At 74.9% G+C, this 24739-nt stretch carries 22 protein-coding genes; 8 read left to right on the top strand and 14 right to left on the bottom strand.

The features are described from left to right. Nucleotides 1-106: 106 nt before the first annotated feature. The 4 genes from LC193_RS09285 to LC193_RS09270 all read left to right on the top strand — a co-directional run bounded on the left by LC193_RS09285 (nucleotide 107) and on the right by LC193_RS09270 (nucleotide 4545). Complete coding sequence (locus LC193_RS09285; RefSeq protein WP_226073237.1) at nucleotides 107-1543, top strand: Cys-Gln thioester bond-forming surface protein; 1437 nt, start codon at nucleotides 107-109, stop codon at nucleotides 1541-1543. Nucleotides 1544-1776: 233 nt separating this feature from the next. Further along, complete coding sequence (gene ettA, locus LC193_RS09280) at nucleotides 1777-3441, top strand: energy-dependent translational throttle protein EttA (protein WP_226073236.1); 1665 nt, start codon at nucleotides 1777-1779, stop codon at nucleotides 3439-3441. Nucleotides 3442-3445: 4 nt separating this feature from the next. Next, a complete protein-coding gene (locus tag LC193_RS09275) occupies nucleotides 3446-3874 on the top strand; it encodes an acyl-CoA thioesterase (RefSeq protein ID WP_226073235.1) in 429 nt (142 codons plus the stop codon). Next, the gene (locus LC193_RS09270) at nucleotides 3871-4545 is read left to right on the top strand and encodes a hypothetical protein (RefSeq protein ID WP_226073233.1); all 675 of its coding nucleotides are present in this window, start codon (nucleotides 3871-3873) and stop codon (nucleotides 4543-4545) included. Before LC193_RS09275 ends, LC193_RS09270 begins: the two co-directional genes overlap by 4 nt. A 75-nt stretch (nucleotides 4546-4620) precedes the next feature. Here the strand turns inward: LC193_RS09270 and LC193_RS09265 are convergent, their stop codons facing one another. Next, on the bottom strand, nucleotides 4621-6012 hold the full coding sequence (locus LC193_RS09265; RefSeq protein ID WP_226073231.1) for a sialidase family protein: 1392 nt from the start codon (nucleotides 6010-6012) through the stop codon (nucleotides 4621-4623). A gap of 195 nt (nucleotides 6013-6207) precedes the next feature. On the opposite strand from LC193_RS09265, the gene LC193_RS09260 reads away from it, so the two are divergent. The 3 genes from LC193_RS09260 (at nucleotide 6208) to LC193_RS09250 (ending at nucleotide 7566) form a co-directional block, all read left to right on the top strand. Beyond that, nucleotides 6208-6591 carry a globin gene (locus LC193_RS09260; RefSeq protein ID WP_226073229.1) on the top strand — a complete coding sequence of 128 codons (384 nt, stop codon included), beginning with the start codon at nucleotides 6208-6210 and terminating at the stop codon, nucleotides 6589-6591. Nucleotides 6592-6680: 89 nt separating this feature from the next. Further along, nucleotides 6681-7169, top strand: a complete 489-nt coding sequence (locus tag LC193_RS09255; protein WP_226073227.1) for a GNAT family N-acetyltransferase — start codon at nucleotides 6681-6683, stop codon at nucleotides 7167-7169. Nucleotides 7170-7233: 64 nt separating this feature from the next. After that, on the top strand, nucleotides 7234-7566 hold the full coding sequence (locus tag LC193_RS09250) for a glyoxalase superfamily protein (RefSeq protein WP_226073224.1): 333 nt from the start codon (nucleotides 7234-7236) through the stop codon (nucleotides 7564-7566). A 58-nt stretch (nucleotides 7567-7624) separates the two neighbouring features. Here LC193_RS09250 and LC193_RS09245 read toward each other — a convergent pair whose 3' ends face one another. Both LC193_RS09245 and LC193_RS09240 read right to left on the bottom strand, forming a co-directional pair. Then, nucleotides 7625-8275, bottom strand: coding sequence for a hypothetical protein (locus LC193_RS09245; RefSeq protein WP_226073222.1), 651 nt, complete (start codon nucleotides 8273-8275; stop codon nucleotides 7625-7627). A gap of 106 nt (nucleotides 8276-8381) precedes the next feature. Next, nucleotides 8382-8963 carry a helix-turn-helix domain-containing protein gene (locus LC193_RS09240; RefSeq protein ID WP_226073220.1) on the bottom strand — a complete coding sequence of 194 codons (582 nt, stop codon included), beginning with the start codon at nucleotides 8961-8963 and terminating at the stop codon, nucleotides 8382-8384. A 71-nt stretch (nucleotides 8964-9034) separates the two neighbouring features. On the opposite strand from LC193_RS09240, the gene LC193_RS09235 reads away from it, so the two are divergent. After that, entirely contained in the window at nucleotides 9035-10195 is a 1161-nt protein-coding gene (locus tag LC193_RS09235; RefSeq protein WP_226073219.1) for a pyridoxal phosphate-dependent aminotransferase, read from the top strand. Nucleotides 10196-10243: 48 nt separating this feature from the next. Here LC193_RS09235 and LC193_RS09230 read toward each other — a convergent pair whose 3' ends face one another. The 11 genes from LC193_RS09230 to LC193_RS09180 all read right to left on the bottom strand — a co-directional run bounded on the left by LC193_RS09230 (nucleotide 10244) and on the right by LC193_RS09180 (nucleotide 24638). Continuing rightward, a complete protein-coding gene (locus LC193_RS09230; RefSeq protein WP_226073217.1) occupies nucleotides 10244-11308 on the bottom strand; it encodes an ABC transporter permease in 1065 nt (354 codons plus the stop codon). Next, complete coding sequence (locus tag LC193_RS09225; protein WP_226073215.1) at nucleotides 11305-12039, bottom strand: ABC transporter ATP-binding protein; 735 nt, start codon at nucleotides 12037-12039, stop codon at nucleotides 11305-11307. Before LC193_RS09225 ends, LC193_RS09230 begins: the two co-directional genes overlap by 4 nt. Before the next feature lie 139 nt (nucleotides 12040-12178). Further along, nucleotides 12179-13438, bottom strand: a complete 1260-nt coding sequence (locus LC193_RS09220; RefSeq protein ID WP_226073213.1) for an FHA domain-containing protein — start codon at nucleotides 13436-13438, stop codon at nucleotides 12179-12181. Between the two features lie 20 nt (nucleotides 13439-13458). After that, nucleotides 13459-14823, bottom strand: a complete 1365-nt coding sequence (locus LC193_RS09215) for a vWA domain-containing protein (RefSeq protein WP_226073211.1) — start codon at nucleotides 14821-14823, stop codon at nucleotides 13459-13461. An 82-nt stretch (nucleotides 14824-14905) separates the two neighbouring features. Next, nucleotides 14906-16273: a PP2C family serine/threonine-protein phosphatase gene (locus LC193_RS09210; protein WP_226078526.1), complete on the bottom strand. Its 1368-nt coding sequence runs from the start codon at nucleotides 16271-16273 to the stop codon at nucleotides 14906-14908. A 2-nt stretch (nucleotides 16274-16275) separates the two neighbouring features. After that, nucleotides 16276-18891 carry a serine/threonine-protein kinase gene (locus tag LC193_RS09205; RefSeq protein WP_226073209.1) on the bottom strand — a complete coding sequence of 872 codons (2616 nt, stop codon included), beginning with the start codon at nucleotides 18889-18891 and terminating at the stop codon, nucleotides 16276-16278. Then, nucleotides 18888-20156: a coiled-coil domain-containing protein gene (locus LC193_RS09200; protein ID WP_226073207.1), complete on the bottom strand. Its 1269-nt coding sequence runs from the start codon at nucleotides 20154-20156 to the stop codon at nucleotides 18888-18890. The genes LC193_RS09205 and LC193_RS09200 overlap by 4 nt, the downstream gene beginning before the upstream one ends. A 97-nt stretch (nucleotides 20157-20253) precedes the next feature. Continuing rightward, complete coding sequence (locus LC193_RS09195; RefSeq protein ID WP_226073206.1) at nucleotides 20254-21348, bottom strand: glutamate ABC transporter substrate-binding protein; 1095 nt, start codon at nucleotides 21346-21348, stop codon at nucleotides 20254-20256. Between the two features lie 73 nt (nucleotides 21349-21421). Further along, nucleotides 21422-22813 (bottom strand): hypothetical protein, encoded by a 1392-nt coding sequence (locus LC193_RS09190; protein ID WP_226073204.1) that lies wholly within the window; start codon nucleotides 22811-22813, stop codon nucleotides 21422-21424. Between the two features lie 255 nt (nucleotides 22814-23068). Further along, entirely contained in the window at nucleotides 23069-23695 is a 627-nt protein-coding gene (locus tag LC193_RS09185) for a GNAT family N-acetyltransferase (protein WP_226073202.1), read from the bottom strand. Between the two features lie 58 nt (nucleotides 23696-23753). Further along, complete coding sequence (locus LC193_RS09180) at nucleotides 23754-24638, bottom strand: mechanosensitive ion channel family protein (RefSeq protein WP_404819380.1); 885 nt, start codon at nucleotides 24636-24638, stop codon at nucleotides 23754-23756. Between the last annotated feature and the right edge of the window lie 101 nt (nucleotides 24639-24739).

The raw sequence follows: 24739 nt of genomic DNA, 5'->3' as shown, positions 1-24739 counted from the left end.
ATTGACACCTTGCCTCTCTACGATCCCCCACGCACGGGGATGTTGTTGAGCGTGCGGTCGTGTTCACGACCGCTGCGCCCTGTGATTCCGTGGAGGGGACTTACACATGATTTCTGCGCGCAGGCGGGTCGCCCCCCGCCTTGCGGCCACCGCTGTCGCCACGGGTCTGTTCGCCGCCGGCGCGGCGGCGACCACCGGCACGGCCGTCGCGGAGGAGAACCCGCGCAGCGGTGGCGCCACCGCGACGCTCGACGGCCTTGAGGTCAGCGACCGGGTCGACGTCACGCACAACGGCGAGACGGACACCTACGGCGCCGGCCTGTTCCACCTGACCGGCGACGACGGCAGCCGGCTGATGACCTACTGCATCGACTTCGCCACCAGGGCCGAGAACGGCGCCAGGTACAAGGAGGCGGGCTGGGAGTCCTCCACCCTGCACGGCAACCCTGACGCCGGCAAGATCCACTGGATACTCCAGAACTCCTACCCGGTCGTCGAGGACCTCGGCGCGCTGGCCGGCCAGGCCGGCGCCGAGTCGCTCACGGCCGAGCAGGCGGCGGCCGGTACCCAGGCCGCGATCTGGGAGTTCTCCGACGGCGTGGACGCCGTTCCGCAGAACGAGAACGCCCGCGTCCTGGCCGAGTGGCTGCTGGAGAGCGCCTCCGACGTGGCCGAGCCGGGCGCCTCGCTCGAACTCAACCCGCCGCAGGTCTCCGGCCAGCCCGGTCAGATCATCGGCCCGGTGACCGTCAGCACGACCGCCGACGCCGTCACCGTCGCCCCGGACGACGCGGCGGCCCAGCAGGGCGTGACGATCGTGGACGCCAACGGCGCCGCGATCAACGGGCCCGTCACCGACGGCACCGAGCTGTACTTCTCCGTGCCCGAGGGCGCCGAGGACGGCGTGGCCGGCCTCACCGCCACCGCCACCTCCCAGGTGCCGGTCGGACGTGCCTTCACCGGCATCGACGTCCGCACCCAGACCATGATCCTGACCGGCTCGGACGAGGCGTCCGTCAGCGCCTCCGCCTCGGTCAACTGGGCCGCTCCCGGCCAGCCGTCCGTCGCGGTGAACGCGGTCGAGAAGTGCGTCGACGGCGGCGTCGAGGTCACCGCGACCAACACCGGCGACGTCCCGTTCACCTTCGAGCTCGAAGGCCAGCAGTACGAGGTGGCCCCGGGCGAGTCGACCCCGGTCGTCGTCCCGGTCGAGAACGGCCAGCAGTACGAGATCACGATCGCCAACCCGATCGAGGGCGAGGAGCCCTGGGTGTTCACCGGTGTCCTCGACTGCGAGACCGGTGAGGGCGAGGGCCAGACGCCGATCGACGAGGGCGGCGAGGGCAACGAGGAGAACGAGCCCGCCCCGGCCAGCACCGGTGGCGGCGACGCCGCGGACGACGGCCCTGACCTGGCCGAGACCGGCAGCAGCACCAACCCGGGCATGATCGCGGGCATCGCGATCGGCCTCCTGCTCATCGGCGGCGCGGCGATCTTCTTCATGCGCCGCAGGTCCGCGACCCCTTCCGGCGCGAAGGACTGAGCGACACCACCGTGCGCACCCCCGTGAGCGGGGCGTGACGCCGGACACCGGGGGCGGGCCCGCACGGGCCCGCCCCCTTCGTGTGCCGTCCCGCCGCGGGCCCGTTCCGCACCGGGACCGCCCCGCGGGCCCGCGGGCCCCGCGCGCACCGCCGGTTTCCGCCGCGGCCCGGGCATGCGGCAGGATGGAGGCACACCTGCCTGATGCCACACTGATCTGCCGGACGGTTTCTCTTGGCTGAGTACATCTACACCATGCGCAAGGCGCGGAAGGCGCACGGCGACAAGGTGATCCTCGACGACGTCACCCTGAGCTTCCTGCCCGGGGCGAAGATCGGTGTCGTCGGCCCGAACGGCGCCGGCAAGTCGACGGTGCTGAAGATCATGGCGGGCCTCGAACAGCCGTCGAACGGCGACGCCTTCCTGACGCCGGGCCACACCGTCGGCATCCTGCTCCAGGAGCCGCCGCTCGACGAGTCGAAGACGGTCCTGGAGAACGTGCAGCAGGGCGTGGCCGAGACCAAGGCCAAGCTCGACCGGTTCAACGAGATCGCCGAGCAGATGGCGACCGAGTACACCGACGCGCTGATGGAGGAGATGGGCGCGCTCCAGGAGCAGCTCGACCACGCCGGGGCGTGGGACCTGGACGCCCAGCTCGAACAGGCCATGGACGCCCTGGGCTGCCCGCCCGGCGACTGGCCCGTCACCAACCTGTCCGGCGGCGAGAAGCGCCGCGTCGCGCTGTGCAAGCTGCTGCTCGAACAGCCGGACCTGCTGCTGCTCGACGAGCCGACCAACCACCTCGACGCCGAGTCCGTGCAGTGGCTTGAGCAGCACCTGGCCAAGTACCCGGGCACCGTCGTGGCCATCACCCACGACCGGTACTTCCTGGACAACGTCGCCGAGTGGATCCTCGAACTCGACCGGGGCCGCGCCTACGTGTACGAGGGGAACTACTCCAAGTACCTGGAGACCAAGCGCACCCGCCTGAAGGTCGAGGGCCAGAAGGACGCCAAGCGCGCCAAGCGGCTCAAGGAGGAGTTGGAGTGGGTCCGCTCCAACGCCAAGGGGCGGCAGGCCAAGTCCCGGGCGCGCCTGGCGCGTTACGAGGAGATGGCGGCGGAGGCCGAGAAGACCAGGAAGCTGGACTTCGAGGAGATCCAGATCCCGCCGGGCCCGCGCCTGGGCAACGTCGTGGTCGAGGTCGACGCGCTGCGGAAGTCGTTCGGCGAGAAGGTGCTGGTCGACGGCCTGTCGTTCACGCTGCCTCGCAACGGCATCGTCGGCGTCATCGGCCCGAACGGGGCGGGCAAGACCACCCTGTTCAAGATGATCCTCGGCATGGAGGAGACCGACTCGGGCACCATCCGCGTCGGTGACACGGTGCAGGTCTCCTACGTGGACCAGTCCCGGGCCAACATCGACCCGAAGAAGACGCTGTGGGAGGTCGTCTCTGACGGGCTCGACCACATCCACGTCGGCCAGGTCGAGATGCCCTCGCGCGCTTACGTCAGCGCGTTCGGCTTCAAGGGCCCCGACCAGCAGAAGCCGGCCGGCGTGCTGTCCGGCGGCGAGCGGAACCGGCTGAACCTGGCCCTCACGCTCAAGCAGGGCGGCAACCTGCTGCTGCTCGACGAGCCGACGAACGACCTCGACGTCGAGACCCTGTCCTCGCTGGAGAACGCGCTGCTCGAATTCCCCGGCTGCGCCGTCGTCGTCTCCCACGACCGCTGGTTCCTCGACCGCGTCGCCACCCACATCCTGGCGTACGAGGGCGACTCCCAGTGGTTCTGGTTCGAGGGCAACTTCGAGTCCTACGAGAAGAACAAGATCGAGCGCCTCGGCCCCGAGGCGGCCAGGCCGCACCGCGCCTCCTACAAGAAGCTGACGCGGGGCTGAGGCCGTGCGGCACGTGTTCCAGTGCCATCTGCGCTGGTCGGACATGGACTCCTTCGGGCACGTGAACAACGTGGTCTATCTGCGCTACCTGGAGGAGGCGCGGATCGACTTCATGTTCCGGCTGGCGCGGCGGGCCGACTCCGGCGCGTTCACCGGCGGTTCGGTCGTCGCGCGGCACGAGATCGACTACCTGCGCCCGCTGGTGCACCGGCACGAGCCGCTGACGGTCGAGACGTGGATCACCAAGATCGGCGGCGCCTCGGCCACCGTGGCCTACGAGATCAAGGACGAGGAGACGGTGTACGCGCGCGCCGTGACCGTCGTGGTGCCGTTCGACCTGGAACAGGGCCGGCCGCGTCGGCTCACCGCGCAGGAACGCGAGTTCCTCGGCGAGTACCTGGACGACGAGGCGGGGAGTGCCTCCTACGCATGACGGGTGACCACAGGACCGCCCCGGCGGCGCTGGTGTTCCACGAGCGGGACGAGGCGGAGGACCTGGCCGCGTTCCTCGGCCGCCAGCTGCGCTGGGACAAGGCCGCGGCGGCGCGGCTGAAGGCGGACGGCGAGGTCGTCGCCGTGTTCACCCGGCCCGCGCGGTTCGGGGTGCTCGCGGTGCGGCCGTGCCGGCTGCGCGAGGCCGCGGGCCTTGACGTGACGGTCTCGGTGGGCGCCCTGCTCAACGCGTTCGACGGCGAGCGGGGCGCGTTCACCGTGCCCGAGCCGGTGACAGGACCCTCGTGGGCCGGGGTGCTGCCGCCGCGCGGCGGCTGGTCGCCGGTGGCCGAGCTGCCGGCGGACGAGGTGCGCGGGGCGGCGGTGGCCGTGGTCGCCGAGTTCCGCGCCAGGAACGAGGGGCTGCCGCCGCGGGACCGCACCCGCTCGGCGCTCGACGCGATCGCCGAGGAGGTGTGGTCGAGGCCGCTGCCCGGCACGCGGCTGCCCCTGCGCGCGGTGCACGCCGCGCACGCGCTCGGGCTCCTGCGCGCGCCGGGACCGGTCACCCTGCTCGAACGCGGCTCCTGGCTGCGGATGCGCACCCCGCTCGGGTCGACGGCGACGCGCGGCGGCGGCGCGCTGCCCGGCCTCGGGGTCACCCCGCTGTGACCCGCCTCCCGGGTCCTGACCCGGCCGCGCGGGGCGTTGCGCCGGGGACCGTTCAGCGGCCGGGCGCTTGCTTCGTCAGCGGAACGGCCGCCTGGCCGGGAACCAGCGCGGCGGCGTCGAGGGCGTGCGCCGGTTGACGACGGCGGCGGCCTCGACCGCGCGCGGCCCGCGGTCGCTCGCCACCCACGACAGCCCGCCCGCGGGGTCGGGCACCCGGCAGATCTCCAGGTGCGCGATGCCGCCGTCGAGCGAGGCCGCGGTGAACGCGGTGAACCGGATCGTGCCGTGCGGGCTGTCCCTGCCCGTCTCGTAGAGCAGCCCGATCTCGCCGGTCAGCAGCTCGGCCAGGTCCGAGTAGCCGGCCCGCGCGGAGTTGATCGTCTTGGCCGTCACCTGCCAGGACAGCCCCTCGTCGTAGGAGGTGCGGATCGTCATGGCGCGGCGGCGGCTGGCCACGTCGGGCACGGGCTTGGCGGGCGCGGACAGCAGCAGCCGGTTGCGCGGGTCGCCGTCGTCGGTGGCGCGCAGGCGCAGCAGCGAGGCGGAGACGGGCGGCGCGGCCAGGCCGGGCACGGGCGTGAACGCGGGCCGGTCGAACGTCTCGCCGCCGTCGCTGCTCCGCGCGGCCAGCCGGTACTGCCCGGGGCCGGGCGTCGAGGGGCGGGCGTTGACGTACAGGGCGCCGGACACCAGCTCGACGACGGTGAGTTCGCCCGGGTGGGGGTCGCCCGCGGTGTCCCAGACCGCGCCGAGCCGCCAGGTCAGCCCGCCGTCGTCGCTGTAGTAGAGCTGCGCGCCCGACCGGCCGTCCTCGGTGTCGTGGTCGCCCGGCACGATCAGCCGCCCGGCGTGCGGCCCGCGGCGCAACTGGACGCCGTGCCCGGGCCCCACGGACACCCAGGTCCAGTGGGCGGGCTTCAGCGGGCCGAGCACGCCGCCCGCGGTCCACGTCGCGCCGTCGTCCTCGCTGTACATGGAGTGCAGGCTCCGGCCGCCCCTGGACCGGCCGCCGTCGTCCTTGGGGGCCCAGCCGTTGTGGGCGAACACCAGGGAGATGCGGCCGGTGACCTCGTCCACCACGGGCACGGGGTTGCCGAAGCCGCCCGAGGTGCCCCGGCCGCGCAGGACGGTGAGGTCGCTCCAGGTGTGCCCGCCGTCGACGGAACGCTTCATCACCAGGTCGATGTCGCCGATGTCGCTGCAATCGGTGACGCGGCCCTCGGCGAACGCGAGCAGCGTGCCGCGGGGCGTGGTGACCAGGGCCGGTATCCGGAAGCAGGCGTAGCCCTCCTCGTGGTGCGCGAAGGGCGTGGACAGCGCGGGGTCCGGCGGGGCGGGGGGCTGCGCCGGGCCGGCGGCGCCGGCGGACGGCGCGGTGCACAGGAGGGCCCAGGCAGCGGTGCAGACGACGGCCGTCCAGGACGGTGCGGACGCCCGCCGGCGGGCGCCTTTCCTGCGGGACGGCATGTCCCGCACCGTACGACTCCCGGGCTACGGGAGCGAGACCTGGGACCGACCTTCCGGTGTCCTGCGGGTGACGCCCCCGCCCGGCGGGGGCGCGCACGGCGGCGAACGGCGGTGGCCGGGGCGTGCGCGGGCGTGGGATCGGGCGGGGTGCGCCCGCCCCGCGAGCGTTCGCGGGCCGTCTGCGACCATGGAGGGGTGACCGAGGAACTGTCGTTCTATGAGCAGGTCGGGGGCGAGGAGACCTTCCGCAGGCTCGTCCGCCGCTTCTACGAGGGCGTCGCGCAGGACCCCGTGCTGCGGCCGATGTACCCGGAGGAGGATCTGGGCCCGGCGGAGGAGCGGCTGGTCCTGTTCCTCATGCAGTACTGGGGCGGCCCGCGCACCTACAGCGACAACCGCGGCCACCCGCGGCTGCGGATGCGCCACGCGCCGTACCCGGTCGACCGGGCGGCGCACGACGCGTGGCTCGCCCACATGCGGGACGCCGTGGACGAGCTGGGGCTCGCGCCCGAGCACGAGCGGCAGTTGTGGGACTACCTGGTGTACGCCGCGGCCTCCATGGTGAACACGCCGGGCTGAGGCAGCGGGGCGGAACAGCGGAGCGAGGGGCCGGGGGGACGCGGGAAAAGTTCTGGCCGTTTTCTGTGGATGTGCGGCATCCTGTCCGCATGATGATCAGACAGGCCACCGCTGAGGACTGGCCCGCCATCTGGCCGTTCCTCCGCGCGATCGTCGCGGCGGGCGACACCTTCACCTACCCGGCGGACCTCGACGAGGACCGGGCGCGCGAGCTGTGGCTCCTGCCGGAACCCGGCCGCACGGTCGTCGCGGTGGACGACGCGGGCACGGTCCTGGGGTCGGCCAGGATGAACCCCAACCACATGGGCAACGCCGCGCACATCGCCAACGCCAGTTACATGGTCGACCCGGCGCACGCCGGCCGGGGCGTGGGACGCGCGCTGTGCGAGGAGTCGATCGCGTGGGCGCGCACGGCCGGCTACCGCGCGATGCAGTTCAACGCGGTGGTGGAGACGAACGTGCACGCCGTGCGGCTCTACCGCGCGCTCGGCTTCGAGGTGCTCGGCACCGTGCCCGAGGGCTTCAGGCACCCGGAACACGGCTACGTCGGGCTGCACATCATGCACCTGGCCCTGTGAGAACGCCCCGCCGCCTTGCCGCCGCCGCGGCGGGTCCGCCTGGCGCTCTGGGATGATGGCGCGCGTGGACGAGGACGTCATCCCGATTCTGCGGGTCGAGGACGCCGCGCGTGCGGTCGCCTGGTACCGCCGGCTCGGCTTCACGCCGCGGTGGGAGCACCGGTTCGAGCCCGGATTTCCCCTGTTCGTCGAGATCGCCAGGGGCCGAGTGCGGCTGTTCCTCTCGGAGCACGAGGGCGACGCCGTTCCCGGCACTCTGGTCTACCTGCGGGTGCGTGACGTGGACGCCATCGCGGAGGCGTTCGGGGTGCCGGTCGAGGACGCGCCGTGGGCGCGGGAGACCGAACTGCGCGATCCCGACGGGAACCGCCTGCGGGTGGGCACGCCCGCGGAGTGAACGGCCGCCCGGTGGGTGCGGTGCGGCCGGCCCGCACCGCACCCACCGGGCGCCTGCCTCAGCCGAACGACAGGTTGATGTCCGTCACGTACCAGGCGCCGTCGATCTCGGTGGACTCGACCTCAAGGCCGATCTGCCCGGCCTCGATACCGGTGGAGTTGGACACGACGATGTCCTGGAGCGTCTGGCCGTCCACGGTGATCTGCTCCCCGTCGAACGTCGCCGTCCCGCTCGCCGCCGCGTCCCCCGCGACCTCGACGACGGGCGGCGCGCCCGTGCCCTCGGGGCTGAACGCCTCGCGGAACGCGGCCACCCCCTCCCCGCTCCCCGCGCCGCCCTCGGCGCACAGCTCGGCGGTGTTGGCCGTGGGCGTGCCGTCGGCGCCCGGCGTTCCCATGACGAGGCAGGCGTCCACGGGCTCGTTCTCGATGATCGCGGCGATCCACGTCGCCACCGCCTCGTCGGCCGTGGCCCCGCCGCCGCCCTCGCCCTCGGGCGCGCCGCCCGCCTCGTCGGCGGGCGCGTCCGACTGCTCCGACCCGCCGGATTCCTCCGTCGCGTCGGACTGCTGCGACTCGCCGGTGTCCTGGGAGTCGTCCGCCGAGTCCCCGGAGTCGTCCGAGCAGGCCGTCATCGTGAGTGCCGCCGCCGCGGCGAGCACGCATATGCCGCCGGCCCGGCGCGCGACCGTCGATTTCGCAATTCTCATGTGGTTCCTCAGTGTTGCCGAACGTCGTGTGGTGCAGCCGGTACGGTACAGCCAGCGGCGGACAGTGACGGCACCCGCACGCCCCCGCCCGGAGGGCGCGGCCAGGTCAGCGGGCGGAGGCCCCGCCGGAGCCGCCGTGGTGCGGGTAGCGGACGAACAGCAGGGCGTCCACATCCTCGTCCGGGGCCCCGTACACGTGCGGGACGTCGGCGGCCCAGGCCGTCTCCTCGCCAGGACCCACGAGGGAGGGCGCGGCCGAGGTGCCCACGCGGGCGGTGCCGCCGAGGACGACGAGGCGTTCCGTGGTGCCGGGCAGGTGGGCCGACGACTCCGAGGCCGTGCCCGCGCGGAGGCGTATGCGGAACGCCTCCGTGGTCGCCCGCTCGTCCCGGTACCGTTCGAGCAGCACCGCGCGTACCGCGCCGCCGGAGATCTCGGCGTGTTCGACGGCGGGCGCGAGCACGGCGGTCAGGTGCGTGCGCAGCGCGGTGGTCAGGGCGTACAGGGTGTCGAGCGTGGGATTGCGCCGCCCGCCCTCCAGTTCGGAGAGCGTGGCCTTGCCGAGCCCCGCCCGCCGGGCGAGTTCGGACAGGGAGAGGCCCTGCTCCTCGCGGAGCTCCCGCAGGCGTCGGCCCACGTGGCGGGCCAGGTCCGTGGTTTCCCTCGGCAGCGCACGATCGTTGGCCATGCCTTGACTGTACGTCGCCCGCTGCCTAGCGTTCCGTTTACGGAACGTTCGGCACGAGGAACGGAGGCCCCATGGCCGTCTCGCGGTTGCGCCACATTCCCGGTATCGGCGTGGACGAGATGGGCGACGCGGCGGATGCCGCACAGGACCCCGACCTGCTGCGGCTGGAGAACCTGGACACGGATCTGAGGCCGCCGCGCGTCGCGTTGGAGGCCACGCGCCGCGCGGTGGACGAGGACGCGGCCAACAGCTACCTGCCCTTCCGCGGGCAGCGCGCGCTGCGCGAGGCCGCCGCCGCCCACGTCGGCGCGCTCACCGGCGTGTCGTACGACCCGGACACGGAGTGCGTGGGCGTCGCCGGCGGCCTCAACGGCGTGCTCAACGTCCTGCTCGCCCTCGTCGAGCCGGGCCGCGAGGTCGTGCTCGCCGACCCGGTCTACGCCGGACTGGTCAACCGCGTGCGGCTCGCCGGCGGCATACCGCGCCACGTGCCGTCCACCCGCACGCGGGACGGCTGGGAGACCGACCCGGACGCGCTCGCCGCCGCCGTCGGCCCGGACACCGCGGCCGTTCTCGTGATGTCGCCCGCGATGCCCACGGGAGCCGTCCTCGACCGCCGCCACTGGGACGCGCTGGCCGGGGCCGTGGCCGGACGGGACTGCTGGGTGGTCCACGACGCCGCGATGGAGCGCATACGCTTCGACGGCCGGCGCCCGGAACCGCCGGCCGCGCACCCGGGGCTCGCCGGGCGCACCATCACCGTGGGCTCGGCGAGCAAGGAACTGCGCATGATCGGCTGGCGGGTCGGCTGGGTCGTGGGCCCCGCGCGCGTCATGGGCGACGTCGGCCTGGTGGGGCTGACGAACGTGGTCTGCCAGGTCGGCATCGCCCAGGAGGCGGTGGCCGCCGCGCTGACGGCCCCGGACGCCGAGGCCGACGTCGCCGCGGCGACCGGCGTCTGGCAGCGGCGCGCCGCCCTCGTGCTGCGCGAACTGGCCGACTACCCCTGCGTCCGCCCGCACGGGGGGTGGTCCCTGCTCGTCGACACCGAAGCCATGGGCCTCACCCCCGAGGCCGCCTCGCGACGGCTGTTCGAGCGCGGCAGGGTCGCCGCGACGCCCATGACCGGCTGGGGGCCGAGCGGCGCGGGCCACCTGCGCCTGGTGTTCGCGAACGAGCCGGAGGCGCGTCTGGAGGGCCTGCGCGAGCGCTTCCTGGCGGCGTTCGGCTGAGGCGCGGGCCCGGACGCCGCGGCCGTCGGCCGGGCCAGCGGCCCGGCCCTACGCGCTGTCCCAGCGGAACAGGCGCGCCGCGATGGCGGTGACCACCGCGGTGAACAGCAGCAGCCCGCCCATCGTGGGCAGCGCCTCGCCCCAGCCGCCGCCGCGCGAGAGCACGTCGGAGATGGCCGAGTTGAGGTGCGCGAGGGGCAGGAAGTCGGCGACCGCGCCGAGCCAGCCCGGCATGTCGTCGGTCGGGAAGAACGAGCCGGAGAGGAACGCCATCGGCAGGATGACCACTTGCAGCGCGCCGTTCGCCGCCTCGTCGGTCTTGGCCCAGGCGCCGATGAGCAGCCCGATCGACATGAACGCGAGCGTGCCGCACGCGACCAGCGGCAGCACCAGCCACCATGAGCCGGTCAGTTCGAGTCCGTAGAACGGGATGGTGGCCACGGCCAGGAAGATCGCCACCTGCGCGAAGGCGAACGCCAGGCTGACGCCGATGCGCGCGCTGATCACCGTGCCCGCGCCGACGGGCGCGAGCCACAGCCGGCGCAGGATGCGCCTGCGGCGCCACTGGACGAGCGTGAACGCGGACATGAACGACGCGCCCATGGCGACGGCCCAGCCGAGGAGCCCGGGCGTGAGGTACTGGATCGGCTTGACCGACTCGTCCTCGACCTGGCCCAGGGCGAGTTCGAAGGCGGGCGGCTGCCCGGTGGCGTCGAGGTTGGCGCCCTGCACGACGGACTGCATCAGGCCCTGCACGGTGCCGGCGCGGGCCGGGTCGGCCGCCGAGAACCGCAGTTCGACGCGTCCTTCCGCCTCCCACACGACGGCGTCGACCTCGCCGTCGCGCACGCGTTCCAGCGCCTCGTCTCGGTCGGCGGCGCGTTCGACGGTCAGCGCGTCGGACAGCGTCGCGAACCGCTCGTCCGGCATCTCGTCCAGCACCTCCACGTCGCCCACCTGCACGATGGTCGACCGGGGCGCCGAGTCGTTCTGGAACAGCGCGCCGAACAGCGCCAGGAACATCAGCGGGAAGACCAGCATGAAGAACACGGCGGTGCGGTCCCGCACCAGTCCCACGGTCATCGCCCACGACAGGCTGCGGAACGCGTTCACTCGCGGTACTCCCGACCGGTCAGCTGGAGGAAGACGTCCTCCAGGGTGTCCACGCCGAGTTCGCGGATGAGGTCGGCCGGCGGCCCGACCCGCAGGATGCGGCCGGCGTCCATGATCGCGACCCGGTCGCACAGCAGCTCGGCCTCGTCCATGTAATGCGTCGTCAGCACCACGGTGCGGCCTGCCGAGTTGAGGCCGCGCAGCAGGTCCCACAGGTTGCGCCTGGCCTGCGGGTCGAGGCCGGTGGTCGGCTCGTCGAGGAAGACCAGCTCGGGATCGTGGACCAGCGCGCACGCGATCGAAAGACGCTGCGCCTGGCCGCCGGACAGCATGTCGTCGCGGACATCGCGCTTGTCGGTGAGCCCGACCGACTCCAGCATGGCGTCGGCCCGTTCGCGCGGCACGTCGTAGAGGGCGGCGAAGGTGCGGATCTGCTCCCTGGCGGTCAGCTTCTCGAAGAACGCCGACGCCTGGAGCTGCACGCCGATGCGGCGCAGCAGGTCCTTGCGGCGCGGCCAGGCGGGCTCGCCCAGGAGGCGAGCGCTGCCCTCGTCGGGTTCGCGCAGCCCCTCGACGAGTTCGAGCGTGGTGGTCTTGCCCGCGCCGTTCGGCCCGAGGATGCCGTAGAACTCGCCCCTGGCGACCTCGAACGACACCCCGTCGACGGCCTGCACGTCCCCGTAGCGCTTGCGCAGGCCCTCGACGGCTATCGCGGCCGTGTTGTCGATCACTTGGCCGATAGTAGTGTCCGGTTCCGAAACGTTCCGGACCGGGACCGGTCACGATCCGGACCCGATCGTTCCGCGGCTCGATCGTTCCGCGACCCAGACCGTTCCGCGGCCCGGCCGTTCGACGGACCCGGCCGCGGACTCAGCCGCGGTAGAGGGTCAGCGTGGTCCAGGCGCCGATGTGGATGCGGTCGCCCTCCTGGAGGGGGACGGGCACGAACGGCCGGATCGGGTCCTCGGCCCCGTTCACCGTGGTGCCGTTCGTCGAGTCCTGGTCCACCACGGCCCAGGCGCCGTCCTGCTGCTGCACCAGGATCGCGTGCTGGTGCGAGACGCCCGGGTCCTCCGGCGGGTGCGACAGGTCGATGTCGGGTGCCTCGCCGGTGGACTGGCGGCGGCGGCCGATCGTGACCTGCGGCCCGTTCAGCGGCAGCCGCTGCTCCGGCGCGTACGCGGGCAGCGTGAGCTGCGCCGCCTCGGGCCCGGAACGCCGCATCATGGCCGCGAAGTAGTCGGGGTCGGGGCCGATGCCCACCAGCCAGCCGGCCGGCTGCTGCCCGCCCGGCGCCCCCGGGTACGGGGGCGCGCCGGGGCCGGGCGCCGGCTGGGCGGGCGGCGGCAGCATCCAGTCGCCGCTCGCCGGCGGGCCCGCGGGCGGCTGCTGCCCGTAGTCGGGCTGCCGCTGCCCCGGAACGGGCTGCGGCGGCCCGGGCGGCGCCGGGGGAGTGGGCGGTATGTAGGTGGTCGGCGAGTTCGTCAGGAAGTTGTACCGGCAGTTCTCGCAGAACGGCGCCTGGGCCTCGCGCGGCGTCCGGCACGCGGGGCACACGTCGGCCTGCGGGATGGGCGCGGTGGCGGGACCGCCGGGGAAGCCGGGCGGGCTGCTGCTCTCCTGGCCTGGGAACGGCGGCCGGGCGCCGGGTCCTGTGTCCTGGCCTGGGTACGGGGGTGGTTGGTGGGTGCCGTGCCCGGTGTCCTGTCCCGGGTAGGGCGGGGGTGTGGGGGGTCCGTCCTGTCCCGGGTAGGGCGGCGGCTGCGGGGGTCCGCCCTGCGGCCCCTGCGACTGGCCGGGGAACGGCGGCGGCTGCTGCGGGCCGGGCCCGCGCCCGCTGTCCTGGCCTGGGAACGGCGGCCGGGCGCCGGGTCCTGTGTCCTGTCCCGGGTACGGGGGTGGTTGGTGGGTGCCGTGCCCGGTGTCCTGTCCCGGGTAGGGCGGGGGTGTGGGGGGTCCGTCCTGTCCCGGGTAGGGCGGCGGCTGCGGGGGTCCGCCCTGCGGCCCCCGGGACTGGCCGGGGAACGGCGGCGGGGGAGGGGGCGACGCGGCGGGATCGGGCATGCGGTGGCCGCACACCTCGCACCAGTCCTCGGCCCCCGACTGGTGGCCGTTCGGGCAAGTCGGCACGTTACTGCCTCCCCCTCACGTCACGTGTGTCTCTCGTCCCGGTCCGGCTTCTTCACCCGGACCGTCTTGGTCGACCGCGTCTCCAGGGTCATCTCGTCGGCCTCGGCGACTGTTGCTTTCAGTCGAACAGTACCTGCCACGGCGTCCTCCACGTCCACCACCTTCGCGAGCAGTTTCGCCGTCTCCTCGTTCCCGGAACCGTGCGCGAGCGCCACCGCGCGGCCGAGCCTGGCCGTCGCGCCCGTCTCGTCGCCGCGCCTGCGCAGTGCGAGACCGTCCTTGATCGCGCGGGCCAGTTCCGCCTGCCCCGTGTAGTGGGCGACCTGCGGGCTGACGGCGGTCGCGGCCTCGATGTCATCCGTCCACACGGCTCTGACCAGGCCGTTTCCCAGTACCTGCGCGGGCGTTCCGGCCGGGTCCTCCGGGTCGGGCACGATCAGCGCGACCCGCGCCGCGAGCATCTCGTGGCCCACGGCCGCCGCCGGCACCTCGACGCAGACGTGGTAGTCGCGGGACTCGTCGCCCCACGAACCGGTCGGGTAGTCCCCCGAACGCGGCGGGGAGTCCGAGCGCCGCGCAGTGAGATCTTCCACGGTTGGCGCGACCTGCTTGACGAACCGGACGGACGCTCCCTGCGGAGTCCACAGCCGCAGCCCCACATCGCCGATGCCCTTGCCCATCGCCGACTCCATCAGCATTGTGAAGTCGGCCGCCAGGCCCCCGGGTTCCGCGACGATGTCCGCGCTGCCGAGCAGCGCCGACGCGATCGAGGTGACCTCGGCCACGTCCCAGTCGGTGCCGACCCCCCGCGCGTCGCACGTGAACCGGCCCGCCTGGGCGTCGAGCGCCGCCCGCAGCTCCTCGGGGGTCTCGTGCTCGTTGCGCCCGTCCGTCAGCAGGATGCCGTGCCTGATCCCGGCCGGCGTGGTCGCCAGCAGCTCCCCCGCGAGCCGCAGCCACGTCCCGATCGCGGTGCCGCCCGACGCCCTCAGGCCGCGCAGCGCCTCGCGCGCCGCGGCCTTGGCGGCCTGCGACGCGACGGCGAGCCGCCCGCCGCCCGGGTACACCTCGGCGGCCCTGTGGGTGCCCGCGACCACCGCGAACGCCACGCCGTCCCGCAGGGCGTCGATCGCCGCCGCGGTGGCCTGCCGCGCGCCGCGCATCTTCTCCTGCGGGTACTCCATCGAACCGGAGCAGTCCACCATGATCACCACGGCCGCCTCCGGGCCGTCGGCGGGCTCGCCCCCCGGCACCGGCCGGCCGCCGCTGCCGGTCGCGGTGACCGTCACGATCGCGTGCACCTCGCGCGCGCCCGCCGGCAGGTAGGCGTTCTGGTACACGTCGACGCCGAACCGCGGCGTACGGGACTTGACGAAGTCGGCCATGGCCTCGGCTCCTCGGCTGTTCGGTTCTTCGGTGTCCCGGCCGCCCGCCCCGCCCGCCGCGCGCGGCGGGCGGGACCCCGCGTCACGCCGTCGCGGCCCGGTCGTGCTCGGCGGGGAACGGGATGACCGCGACGGTCACGTTGTCGTGCCCACCGGAGTCGAGGGCGTGGCGGACCAGGTGCTGCGCGCTCGGCAGGGGTGCGGAACGCGCCTTGCCGGGAACGACGCGGGCCATCTGCTCGGCGGTTTCCGCGTAGTTCCACAGGCCGTCGGTGCACACGATGACGACGCCGGGCCGGTCCGGCTCGAACGCGCGGGTGTGCGGGTCGACTTCGTGGGCGTCCGCGCCGAGCCAGGCGGTGATGGCGTGTGCCCGGTGGTCGGCCATCGCCTCGGCCTCGTCGAGCAGCCCGGCGGCCACCATCTGCGCCGCCCACGAGTCGTCCTGGGTCAGCCGCGCGGGCGCGGCGCCCTCGTCCTCGGGCACCCAGTAGGCGCGGCTGTCGCCGACCCAGCCGATGACGAGCGTGCCGCCGGTGGTGACGGCCCCGACGATGGTGCAGGCCGGGGCGTTGCGGCCGGGCTCTGGCGCGTTGCCGTCCGCCGCGAGCGCGTTCACCGCCTCGGCGGCGGCGAGCAGCGCCTCGCGCATGGCCTGCTTCCCGTCGGCGCCGCGCGGCAGCCGGTCGAGCAGGTACTCCTGGGCCGCCTCGGCCGCCGCCGCGGACGCCTCGTCCGGGCGGCTTGAGGAGGAGACGCCGTCGCAGACGACCGCGATGACGGCGGGCGAGCCGTCGGGCAGGGCGGTGGCCGACACGGTGAACGCGTCCTCGTTGCGGTGGTGCCGCAGCCCCAGGTCGCTGACGGCGGCCACGCCGCCGAGCGCGCGTTCGACGTGGTCGCGTTCCCCCGGCTGCGCCCGGCCGCACTCGACGCAGTAGCCCTCCGCGTCCACCCAGCCGGTGGCGCACACGGCGCACGGGACCGGCGGCGGCTCCTCCCGCGCCGGCCGGTGGGCGGCCTCGGCCCTGGGGTCGGCGCCCAGCGGCGCCCTCGGGTCGGCGGCGGCGCCGGCCGGCGGCGGGGGCACGGCCCTGGGGTCGGCGGCCACCGGGCCGGGCGCGCGGGACGCGGGCGGCGGGGGAGCCGAGGAGGGCGCGGGGGGCGCCGCGGGGGGCGGCCCCGGAGGTGCCGGGGGCGCGGGCGGCGGCGGTGGCGCCTGGCGCAGCGGCGGCGGCAGCGTGAAGTCGGCCTCGGCCTCGGCTTCGGCTTCGGCTTCGGCTTCGGCCGGCGGCTCGGGCGCGGCCGTGCCGCCGGGGGCGCCCGGCGCGGCGGGCCCCCGGGCGGAAGCCGCACGCAGGTCGGTGCCGCAGACCCCGCAGAAGCGGTCGTCGTCCTCCAGCGGCTCACCGCAGCCGGGGCAGGCGGAGAGTTGGTCGAGCTGCGGCATCGTCACACCCATGTCCTGGGGCGGAAGCGGTTGGCCGCTTCCACCAGTTCGGTTCTTTCAGTGCTGGTTTGCGCCAGCCGGGCGAGTCGCCGGTAGGAGCGTTCGAGACCAAGTCTGATACCGGTCTCCTCCAGGGGGACACCCAGGACTCGCCTGTCCGGGTCGATTCGCGGTCGTGACTGCCCCTGCGGTGTGGCGAGCACCCAGTCGAGCGCGGAACCCAGCACTTCACAGGACAGTTGTTCACCGAGCCATGGTTCCAGCCCCGCGGCACGCAAACCCGCGACCTGGTCGCCGGCCGCGAGCAGATCGGGCAGCAGGTCCTCGGACGGCTCCCGCCGCCGCAGCCGCGCCCGCACCGCGGCGACCCGCGCCGCGGTGCAGTGCGCCGAGGTCTCGGGGACGGATTCGAGCGCGGCCACCGCGGCCCGCCGGTCGCCCGCGGCGAGCCGGACCCGCGCGAGGCCGAACGCCGCGCTCACGTGGCTCGGATCGGCCTTCCACACCAGCTCGTAGTAGTCGGCCGCGTTGTCGAGCTGGCCGAGCGCCTCGGCGCACACCGCGAGCGCGAGCTTGGGCGCCACCTCGCCGGGGAACGCGTCGTACATCGCGTCGAACGCCAGCGCCGCCGTCTCCAGGTCGCGCGTGGCCAGCGCGACGAGCCCGCCGTACCAGACCACCCGCCAGTCGTTCGCCTGCCGCGCGGCCAGCGCCGCGAGCGTCTGCCGCACGGCCAGGTCCGCGTCCTCCCCGCCCAGTTCGAGCCAGGCGCGCAGCTCTCGCACGCGCAGCTCGACGGACTCGGCCGGCGCCGAGCGCAGGGCCGCCACCAGGTCGGCGGGAGTCGCCGCCACGAGGCCGGCGAGGAAACCGGCGTTCGGATCGCCCGGGTCGACGCGCGGCTGCGGCAGCGCCAGCACCACCTGCCGCGGGTCGGGCGGCGCGGTCGGCGGCGCCCCCGGCACCCCCGGGGTTTCCGGTGCCCCGGGCCCGGCCGCCGCCGTGCGCTGCCCGGGCACGGCCGCGCGCCCCGCGGCCCGCCGGCCCCGCGCGCGCACCCCGAGCCGCGAGACCGAACCGTCCGGGCGCGGCAGCAGCTCGGTCCCGACCACCCGCAGTTCCGGGCCGAACAGCGACGAGAGCGCGGGCCTCGCCTGCCCGGTCCGCAGCGCGACGACCTCCCGCAGCACCCCGGTCAGCTGTTCCGCCATCTCCTGCGCCGAGGCGAACCGCGCGCGCGGGTCCGGATCGGTGGCCCGCACCAGGAGCCGGTAGAACGACTCGTACTCGCGGAACACCTCGATGTGCTCCGGCTCCGGCAGGCTGTCCGCGAACACGGTGGTGTAGCCCTGGAAGTCGAACGTGAGCACCGCCAGGGTCCTGGCCACCGTGTACAGGTCGGACGCGACCGAGGGGCCGATCTCGGCGACCTCCGGCGCCTGGTAGCCCACCGTTCCGTAGATCGCCGACTCGTGGTCGTCCATGCGGCGCACGGCCCCCATGTCGATCAGCTTGAGCTGGTCGTCCTGCTGGATGGCGTTGTCCACCTTGAAGTCGCAGTACAGCAGGTTGCGGCTGTGCAGGTAGCCGAGCGCGTCCAGCGCCTCGATGCCGTAGGCGCACGCCTGCGCGACGGGCAGCGGGTCGCGCCTGCCCCCGGCCGTGCGGCGGGAGTTGGCGATCTCCTTGAGCGACTTGCCGCCCACGTACTCCATGACGATGTAGCCGTCCATGGAGCCGGTGCGCGGGTCGAGGTGCTCGACGAAGTTGTAGATGCGGACGATGCTGGCGTGCTCGATCTCGGCGAGGAAGCGCCGTTCCGAGATCGCCGCGGCCATCGCGTCCTCGTCCCCCGTGTCGAGCAGGCCCTTGAGCACCACCCAGCGGTCGGACACGGCCCGGTCTATCGCCAGGTAGATCCAGCCGAGGCCGCCGTGCGCCAGGCACCCGGCGATCTCGTACTGGCCTCCGACGAGATCGCCGGGCTGGAGCTTGGGCAGGAACGAGTACGGGTGCCCGCACTTGGTGCAGAACCCCTCGGTGCGCCCCGGCCGTTCGCCCCGGGCGCGGCCCACCGGCGCGCCGCATTCGCTGTTGCCGCAGAACCGCTTGCGCTCGGGCACCTCGGGGTCCTCAAGCACGGCGGACAGCGGGTCGGGCCTGGGCACCTGCGGCATCGTCACCAGCCCGGCCCCCAGCCTGGCCCGCCCTGAGGTCGCCGTGCTGGGCCGCGAACTGCGCACCGAGATCGAACGGCCGGCGAGCGCGGTCGAACCCGAGCGCGTGAGCCGGCCGGACAGGGACCTGTGCGAGTACCGGGACCGCGACGAGGACGCCGTGCCACCGCTCCCGCTCCCGCTCGAACGGGTCGCGCCGTCCGAGGCCGCGGCCGTGCCGCCCGTTCCCGTGCCGCCCGTTCCCGAACCGGACGAGTCGCCCCGGCCGGGCCGCGCGCTGCCCGTCACGCCCGTGGGAACGCCGCCGATCATGCCCCGGGCCGAGACCACGGGCGCAAGACCGCACGTGTCGCAGTACAGCCGGCCGCCGCCCACCTCCTCGTACCGGCCCTGGCAGCCCGGGCGCTGGCAGGCGCGCCCCTCGGGGCCCGGCCCGCTCACGCGATCCCCCGCGGGTCCGCCGGCTCCGCGTCGGGAACCAGCGCCTCTGCGGTGGCCCGCTGGTAGCGCAGTACGGCGCGTTCCGCCGCGCGCAGGTCGCAGGGCGCGGTCCACAGCAGCCGGCGGGCCGCGTCGTAGCGCTCCACGAGCAGCGGCTCCTCCGCCTTGCCCAGGCGCGCCGCCTTCGCCTTGTAGGCGTCGAGCCGCCCGCGCAGCTCCGCGCGGACCGCCAGCGGCTCGGTGACGGCCGTGAGCGAGGCGCGGGCCCGTTCCAGCTCCTCGTCCGCCCGCCGCTCCAGCGCGTCGAGCAGCGGCGAGAGCCGGTGCCACTGGGCGCGCCTGCGGAACTCGGCCGCCGCGGCGAGCTGCTGGTGCAGCAGGCCCGAGGGGCCGCTGACCGCCGGCACCTCCGAGGCCGCGATCTTCGCCAGGACCTCCGTGCGCGCGGTGCGGGCCTCCGCGAGCGTGCGGTCGGCGCGCGAGAGGACGTCGCGCAGCCGCATCAGCCGCTCCTCGGCGTCCTTCCTGACCCCGATCACCGCGTCCACCTCGCGCCTGATCTCGTCGATGGCGCGCGCGGCCCGGTCGTAGCGTTCGGTGTCGGGCCGCCCGCCCCCCGGGGCGCTCGCGCCGCCGTCCGGCACCCAGAACGCCAGCGGGTCCGCGATCACCTCGGCCCGCAGGTCGCGCAGTTCGCCCGTGACCCGGTGCAGGTCGTCGCCCGCCGGGTGGCCGCCGGGGCGCACGCCGGCGGAGTGCGCCAGCTCCCGCAGCCGGTGCAGCTCGGCCGCCAGCAGGTCTATCCGGGCGGGCAGCGCCGACCACACCGCGTCCGCCGCGACCACCAGGTCGAGCACCTGCGCGTACCCGGCGTTCATGCGCTCGACCAGCTCGTCCCAGCTCACCTGCTCGGCCAGCCGGTCGCCGCCCGCGATCGTCAGGTCCGCCCCGTCGAGCAGCACGCTCAGGCGCAGCAGCTCCTCCCGGCCCGGGTTGCGGCGCCGCCCGCGCAGCTCCCGCGCGGCGGTCAGCGCCTCGGTGCAGGTGTCGAACCAGGACCACAGCCGGGTCACCGTCTCCTCGGCGCGCTCCCACCGCTCCCGGGTGACGCCGGTCAGCTCGGCCCCTTCGAGCAGTCTGCGGCCCGCGTGGTCCTGGAGCGCGAACAGGGAGGACTCGATCGCCTCGTGCTCGGCGCCGCGCCGGGCGAGCGCGCGGTCCACCTCCTCGCGGCTCAGCACGTTCCCGCCGTAATCCGGGGCCATCGCTCTCCCCTCTGTGGGCCCTGGTGGGCCGGATGGGTTGGGTTTGACCTGTGGGGTTCCCGGCCCGAATCCTTCCCCGCTGGCGGCCCGGTCACGATCAGTCCAGGTACCTGGGCCGCGGCGGCGCGGGCGGCGGCGCGTCCTCGGGGTACAGGTAGCCCTGGAGCCAGCGGTCGGCCGACTGCGCCCAGCGGCTGTCGGCGCCGCCCTCGCGGTAGTCCTCAAGCACGGCGTTGACCCAGCGGACCAGGTCGACGTCGGCCAGGTTCATCGCCACGCCGTAGGACTCCTGGGTCAGCGGTTCGCCGACCAGACGCATCGACGGGTCCTGGGCGACGTGCCCGGCGGCCAGGGCGCTGTCGGTCATGAGCGCGTCGGCCTCGCCGAGCTGCACGAGCACCAGGCAGTCGAGGTGGTTGGGCGCCGGGACCAGCTCGGCGCCGAAGTCCTCGCGTTCGAGCAGGCCGGCGGCCGTGGAACCGGCCGCGGAGCACACCCGCGCCCCCGTCAGGGAGGCGTCGTAGCCGGTGACCGGCGAGTTGCGCGGCACGAGCAGCTGCTGCCCGGTGTCGAAGTAGGCCGTGGAGAACGCCACCTGCTCCCAGCGGTCGCACGTGATGGACATGGCGCGCACGACCATGTCGACCTGCCCGTCGCGGATCGCGTCCTCCCGCTGGTCGGTCGGGATCGCCAGGTACGTCACCGCGTCCGGCGCGTCCGTGCCCAGCAGGTCCTCGGCGATGGCCCGCACCAGGTCGAGGTCGAACCCGACGATATCGCCCGTCTCCGGCGACCTGTAGCCCCACAGGTAGCTGTTCTGGTCGATGCCGACGATCAGTTGGCCGCCCTCGCCGCGCTCGCGGATGCGCCGCACGGCGTCGCCCGCCACGCGTTCGGCGCGGTAGCTCTCGGCCGGGTCGCGCCCGCCCGCGCAGCGCTCGCGCTCCGCGACCGGGCCGATCGTGTCCGCGGTGCCGTCGGCGGCGGGCGTGCCCGCGCCGCCGCCGGGCGCACCGGCCGCCGCGGGCGCGTCCTGCGCGCGCCCGCCGGCGGGGGCGACCGCGGCGGCGGCGCCCGCCAGGGCGAGCAGCGCGCCGGCGAGCAGCAGCGCCGGCCCGCGCCGGGCGCGCCACGGCCGCCGGGCGCCCCCTGGCGCACCCGCGCGCCCGGCGGCGGCCGGTCCTGTCCGCATCCCTGGGCCCGCTCGTTCCTCCCGATCCGGCACCGCCCGCTCCCTCCGCGTCCTCACCGGGACTTCGACGTCCTCACCGGTACTCCGACAGCCGGCGGCCGACGCCGGCCAGCGCGCCGAGGCCGCCGAGCAGCGCGAGCGCGAGCGCGCCGGCCGGCAGGCCGCCGAGCGCGCCGTGCCCCTCGTCCGCCGCGCGCGTGAACTGCCGCTGCTCGTGCTCCACCGCCTCGTGGAGCGCCGCGTCGACCCGGTCGAAGCTCAGGGCCGTGGAGCCGCGCGGCCCGATCACCCCGGCGAGCGCCGCCTCGTAACGGCCCGCCACCTCGTGCTCCCTGGCCTCGGCGTGGCGCTCGGACCACTCGGCGACCGCGTCGGCCGCGGCCTCCACGGGCGCGCGGCCCGCCGCGTCGTCGGCCAGGTCGAGGGCGGCGGTGAGCGCGCTGTCCTCGCCCTCGGCCAGCCGGCTCATGTGCCGCTCGTAGCTGTCGTGGAACGTGCTGGCCGCGCCCCGCATCACCAGCGTCATGCTCTCGTCGCCCCGCGCCTGGAGGGCCGCGATCCAGGCGTCGTTGAGCACGCTGAGCGAACGGGCCGCGTCGCGATCGGCGTCCGCGAGCGCTCCCCGCGCGAGGGTGTGCGCCCCGGCCAGCCACCCGAACAGCACCGCCGCCGCGGCCGTGGCCGCGACGAGGCCCGGGCTGAACACCCGGTTCGTGCGCAGGAAGTGGCGGCGCTGCGCCCAGCCGAGCGCGGCGAGCGCGGCCACGCCGGCGGCCGTCGCGAGCCACGGCCAGTCCCTGGCCTCGGCCAGGTCGCGCCGGAAGCGCTCGGTCTCCTCGGCGTACAGGTCGCTCGCCGCCCGCAGCAGCGTCTCCTGCATCAACTGGTCGGCGTGGCGCAGGTAGGCGCCGCCGAGCGGCAGGCCCTGCCGGTCGTTGGCGCGGGCGGTCTCCACCAGGCCGGTGTACTCGGGAAGACCCTCGCTGAGCACGCGGACGTACTCGGTCGCGTCCGGCGACCCGTGGGCGGCGGCCGAGGCCACCAGGCGCGCCGCGTTGTCGATGCGGCGCTCGTACCGCTCGCGCACCGCCGGGTCCTCGTCCGCGCCGGCCAGGAACCCCACGGCCGCCGTGGTGTTGGCGTCGGCGAGCGAACGGTAGATCTCCGCGGCGTCCGCGCTCAGCGGCTGGCTGCGGTCCCGCACGGTGTCCGCCGCGCCGGCCCGCGCCCCGGCCTCGTAGAACGCCAGCACACCGAACAGCAGCAGCAGGCCCGCGACGACCGAACCGATGATGCGCAGCCGCCCCGGCTCGGTCCGCGCCGCCGCCCGCAGCCGCGCGGCGGCCTCGGCCCAGGCGGCGCGGCGCGGCGGCTCGGGTAGCGGCGGCGCCGGGGCCGCGAGCGGCACCGGTGCCCGCGCCGGCGGCTGCGGCGGGGCGGGCGGTGCGCTCGGCGGGTGAGTCACGTTCCGGGCCCTCCCCCTCACATGTCGGCACGGGCCACGGCCAGCAGTATGCCGCTGGTGTCCGGTCGCCACACAGCCTTTGCCTGGATCTTGTCGGTTTCGCGATGTACGCCGCGCCGCGGCTGCCGCCCGGGCGCGGCGCCGCGGTGGGGAACACGCGCCGGGCCGCCGCGCGGTTCCCCGCCGTGGCCGCCGCACGGCCCGCGCGCCCGGCTCACCGCGCCCGCGGCCCCCGCACCGCCGCCCGCGCCCGGCTCACAGCCGCTGCGCGAAGTGGATGACGGACCCGTCGCCGCGCTGCGGCAGCCGCGTCATGCCGACGCGCTCGTAGAAGCGGCGCGCGCCGTCGTTGAGCGGGCTCATCCCCAGGTGGACGCCGGGCACGCCGCGCTCGCGCAGGGCGTCGAACAGGGTGGCGAGCAGACGCCGGCCGAGACCCCGCCGCTGCCCCTCGGGCAGCAGGTCTATGTGCAGGTGCGCGGGATACTCGGCGGCGACCTCGGCGTCGAGCATGTCCTCCGCGTGGTGCAGCAGGTACCTGACCTGCTCCTCCGGGCCCTCAAGCGGCCCGCTCGGCTCGGGGAAGCGCTCGGCGAACCGCGGCAGCCACCGCTCGCGGAACGCGGCGAAGAACGCGGCGCTGTCCGCCGTCCCCACCACGTACCCGATGGCGCGCTGCCCGTTGTCCGCGACGAACACCAGACCGGGGTCGAACGCGGCGTACGGCTCGGCGAACAGCGCGGGCAGCACCGCGGGGTCCCGGTAGTGCGGGGTGGCGTCCTGGCCGTAGAGGCCCGTCCGCACGCAGATGTCCCGCAGCGCGTCGAGGTCCCCCGGCTCGTAGGGGCGGATGGTGAGAGGAGGCGGTGAGGTGGCGGTCATACGCCATATGGTGACGCACGCCACGGACAACGCGCCGGGCCGCGCCCGTCGTCCCGGCTCAGCCCTCGGCCTGACCCGGCACCGTGCCGCCCGTGCCGCCCGTGCTGCCTGAGCCCGCGACCCCCGCCTCGTCCAGCGCCCGCTTGACGCGCCAGCGCAGCTCCCTGGCCACCCGCTCCGCGGCCCCGGGCTGGGTGCGGGCGGCCACCTTCACGACCATCTCCTCCGCGGTGACCGACTCAAGGCCGAGCACCTCCACGCCCTCGCCCCACAGCAGTTCGTCCCAGGGCGCCGAGGCGGCCAGCTCCGCGCCCGTCTCCGCGATGACCTCCCGCACGCGATCGAGACCGGCGTCCGCGGGCACCGTCACCTCGACCTCGGCCGTCGCCCAGCCCTGGCTGAGGTTGCCGACCCGGGCGATCTCGCCGTTGCGCACGTACCAGGTCGCGCCGTTCTCGCCGCGCAGCGTCGTCACGCGCAGCCCGATCTCCAGCACCGTCCCCGTGGCCTCGCCGACGTCGATGGTGTCGCCCACGCCGTACTGGTCCTCAAGCAGCATGAACATCCCTGCCAGCACGTCCGCGACCACGCTGCGCGCCCCGAAGCCGATCGCCACGCCCGCGATGCCCGCGCTCGCCATCAGCGGGCCGAGCTGCACGCCCAGCTCGGAGAGCACCATCAGCGCCGCCGTGCCGAGCACCACGACCGAGGCCGTGCTGCGCAGCACCGAGCCGATGGTCTCCGAACGCTGCCTGCGCCGTTCCGGGGTCGCGAGCAGCCCGCCGAAGGAGCCGGCGCGCCGCCGGCCCTTGTCCTCGCGGTTCAGCCGCGTTATCAGCCGGGTGATGGCCCGGCGCACCGCGAAGCGGATGACGAGCGCGACGACGGCGATCAACGCGATCCGCAGCCCCGAGGCGACCCAGGCTTCCCAGTTCTGTCCCATGCGGCCGGCCTCCGCGCTGCCCTTCGAAACCCCGGCGGACGTGCTCCGCCGGCCGTCCCACGGTAGTCGGTGCCCCTGACACGCCCGCGGTCGCGCGTGAC

It is taken from the genome of Streptomyces marincola (assembly GCF_020410765.1).
In the GTDB taxonomy this organism is placed as follows: Bacteria; Actinomycetota; Actinomycetes; order Streptomycetales; family Streptomycetaceae; genus Streptomyces; species Streptomyces marincola.
The sequence above is the reverse complement of the archived record's forward strand: the minus strand, read 5'-3'. Positions and strand labels throughout refer to the sequence as shown.

Bases quoted from the DNA above. Each gene is read 5' to 3' on its own strand.
- LC193_RS09215 (WP_226073211.1), bottom strand. From the start codon at position 14,823: ATGGCCGACTTCGTCAAGTCCCGTACGCCGCGGTTCGGCGTCGACGTG.
- LC193_RS09180 (WP_404819380.1), bottom strand. From the start codon at position 24,638: ATGGGACAGAACTGGGAAGCCTGGGTCGCCTCGGGGCTGCGGATCGCG.
- LC193_RS09185 (WP_226073202.1), bottom strand. From the start codon at position 23,695: ATGACCGCCACCTCACCGCCTCCTCTCACCATCCGCCCCTACGAGCCG.
- LC193_RS09285 (WP_226073237.1), top strand. From the start codon at position 107: ATGATTTCTGCGCGCAGGCGGGTCGCCCCCCGCCTTGCGGCCACCGCT.
- LC193_RS09270 (WP_226073233.1), top strand. From the start codon at position 3,871: ATGACGGGTGACCACAGGACCGCCCCGGCGGCGCTGGTGTTCCACGAG.
- LC193_RS09255 (WP_226073227.1), top strand. From the start codon at position 6,681: ATGATGATCAGACAGGCCACCGCTGAGGACTGGCCCGCCATCTGGCCG.
- LC193_RS09195 (WP_226073206.1), bottom strand. From the start codon at position 21,348: ATGCGGACAGGACCGGCCGCCGCCGGGCGCGCGGGTGCGCCAGGGGGC.
- LC193_RS09265 (WP_226073231.1), bottom strand. From the start codon at position 6,012: ATGCCGTCCCGCAGGAAAGGCGCCCGCCGGCGGGCGTCCGCACCGTCC.
- LC193_RS09200 (WP_226073207.1), bottom strand. From the start codon at position 20,156: ATGGCCCCGGATTACGGCGGGAACGTGCTGAGCCGCGAGGAGGTGGAC.
- LC193_RS09240 (WP_226073220.1), bottom strand. From the start codon at position 8,963: ATGGCCAACGATCGTGCGCTGCCGAGGGAAACCACGGACCTGGCCCGC.
- LC193_RS09210 (WP_226078526.1), bottom strand. From the start codon at position 16,273: ATGCCGCAGCTCGACCAACTCTCCGCCTGCCCCGGCTGCGGTGAGCCG.
- LC193_RS09235 (WP_226073219.1), top strand. From the start codon at position 9,035: ATGGCCGTCTCGCGGTTGCGCCACATTCCCGGTATCGGCGTGGACGAG.
- LC193_RS09245 (WP_226073222.1), bottom strand. From the start codon at position 8,275: ATGAGAATTGCGAAATCGACGGTCGCGCGCCGGGCCGGCGGCATATGC.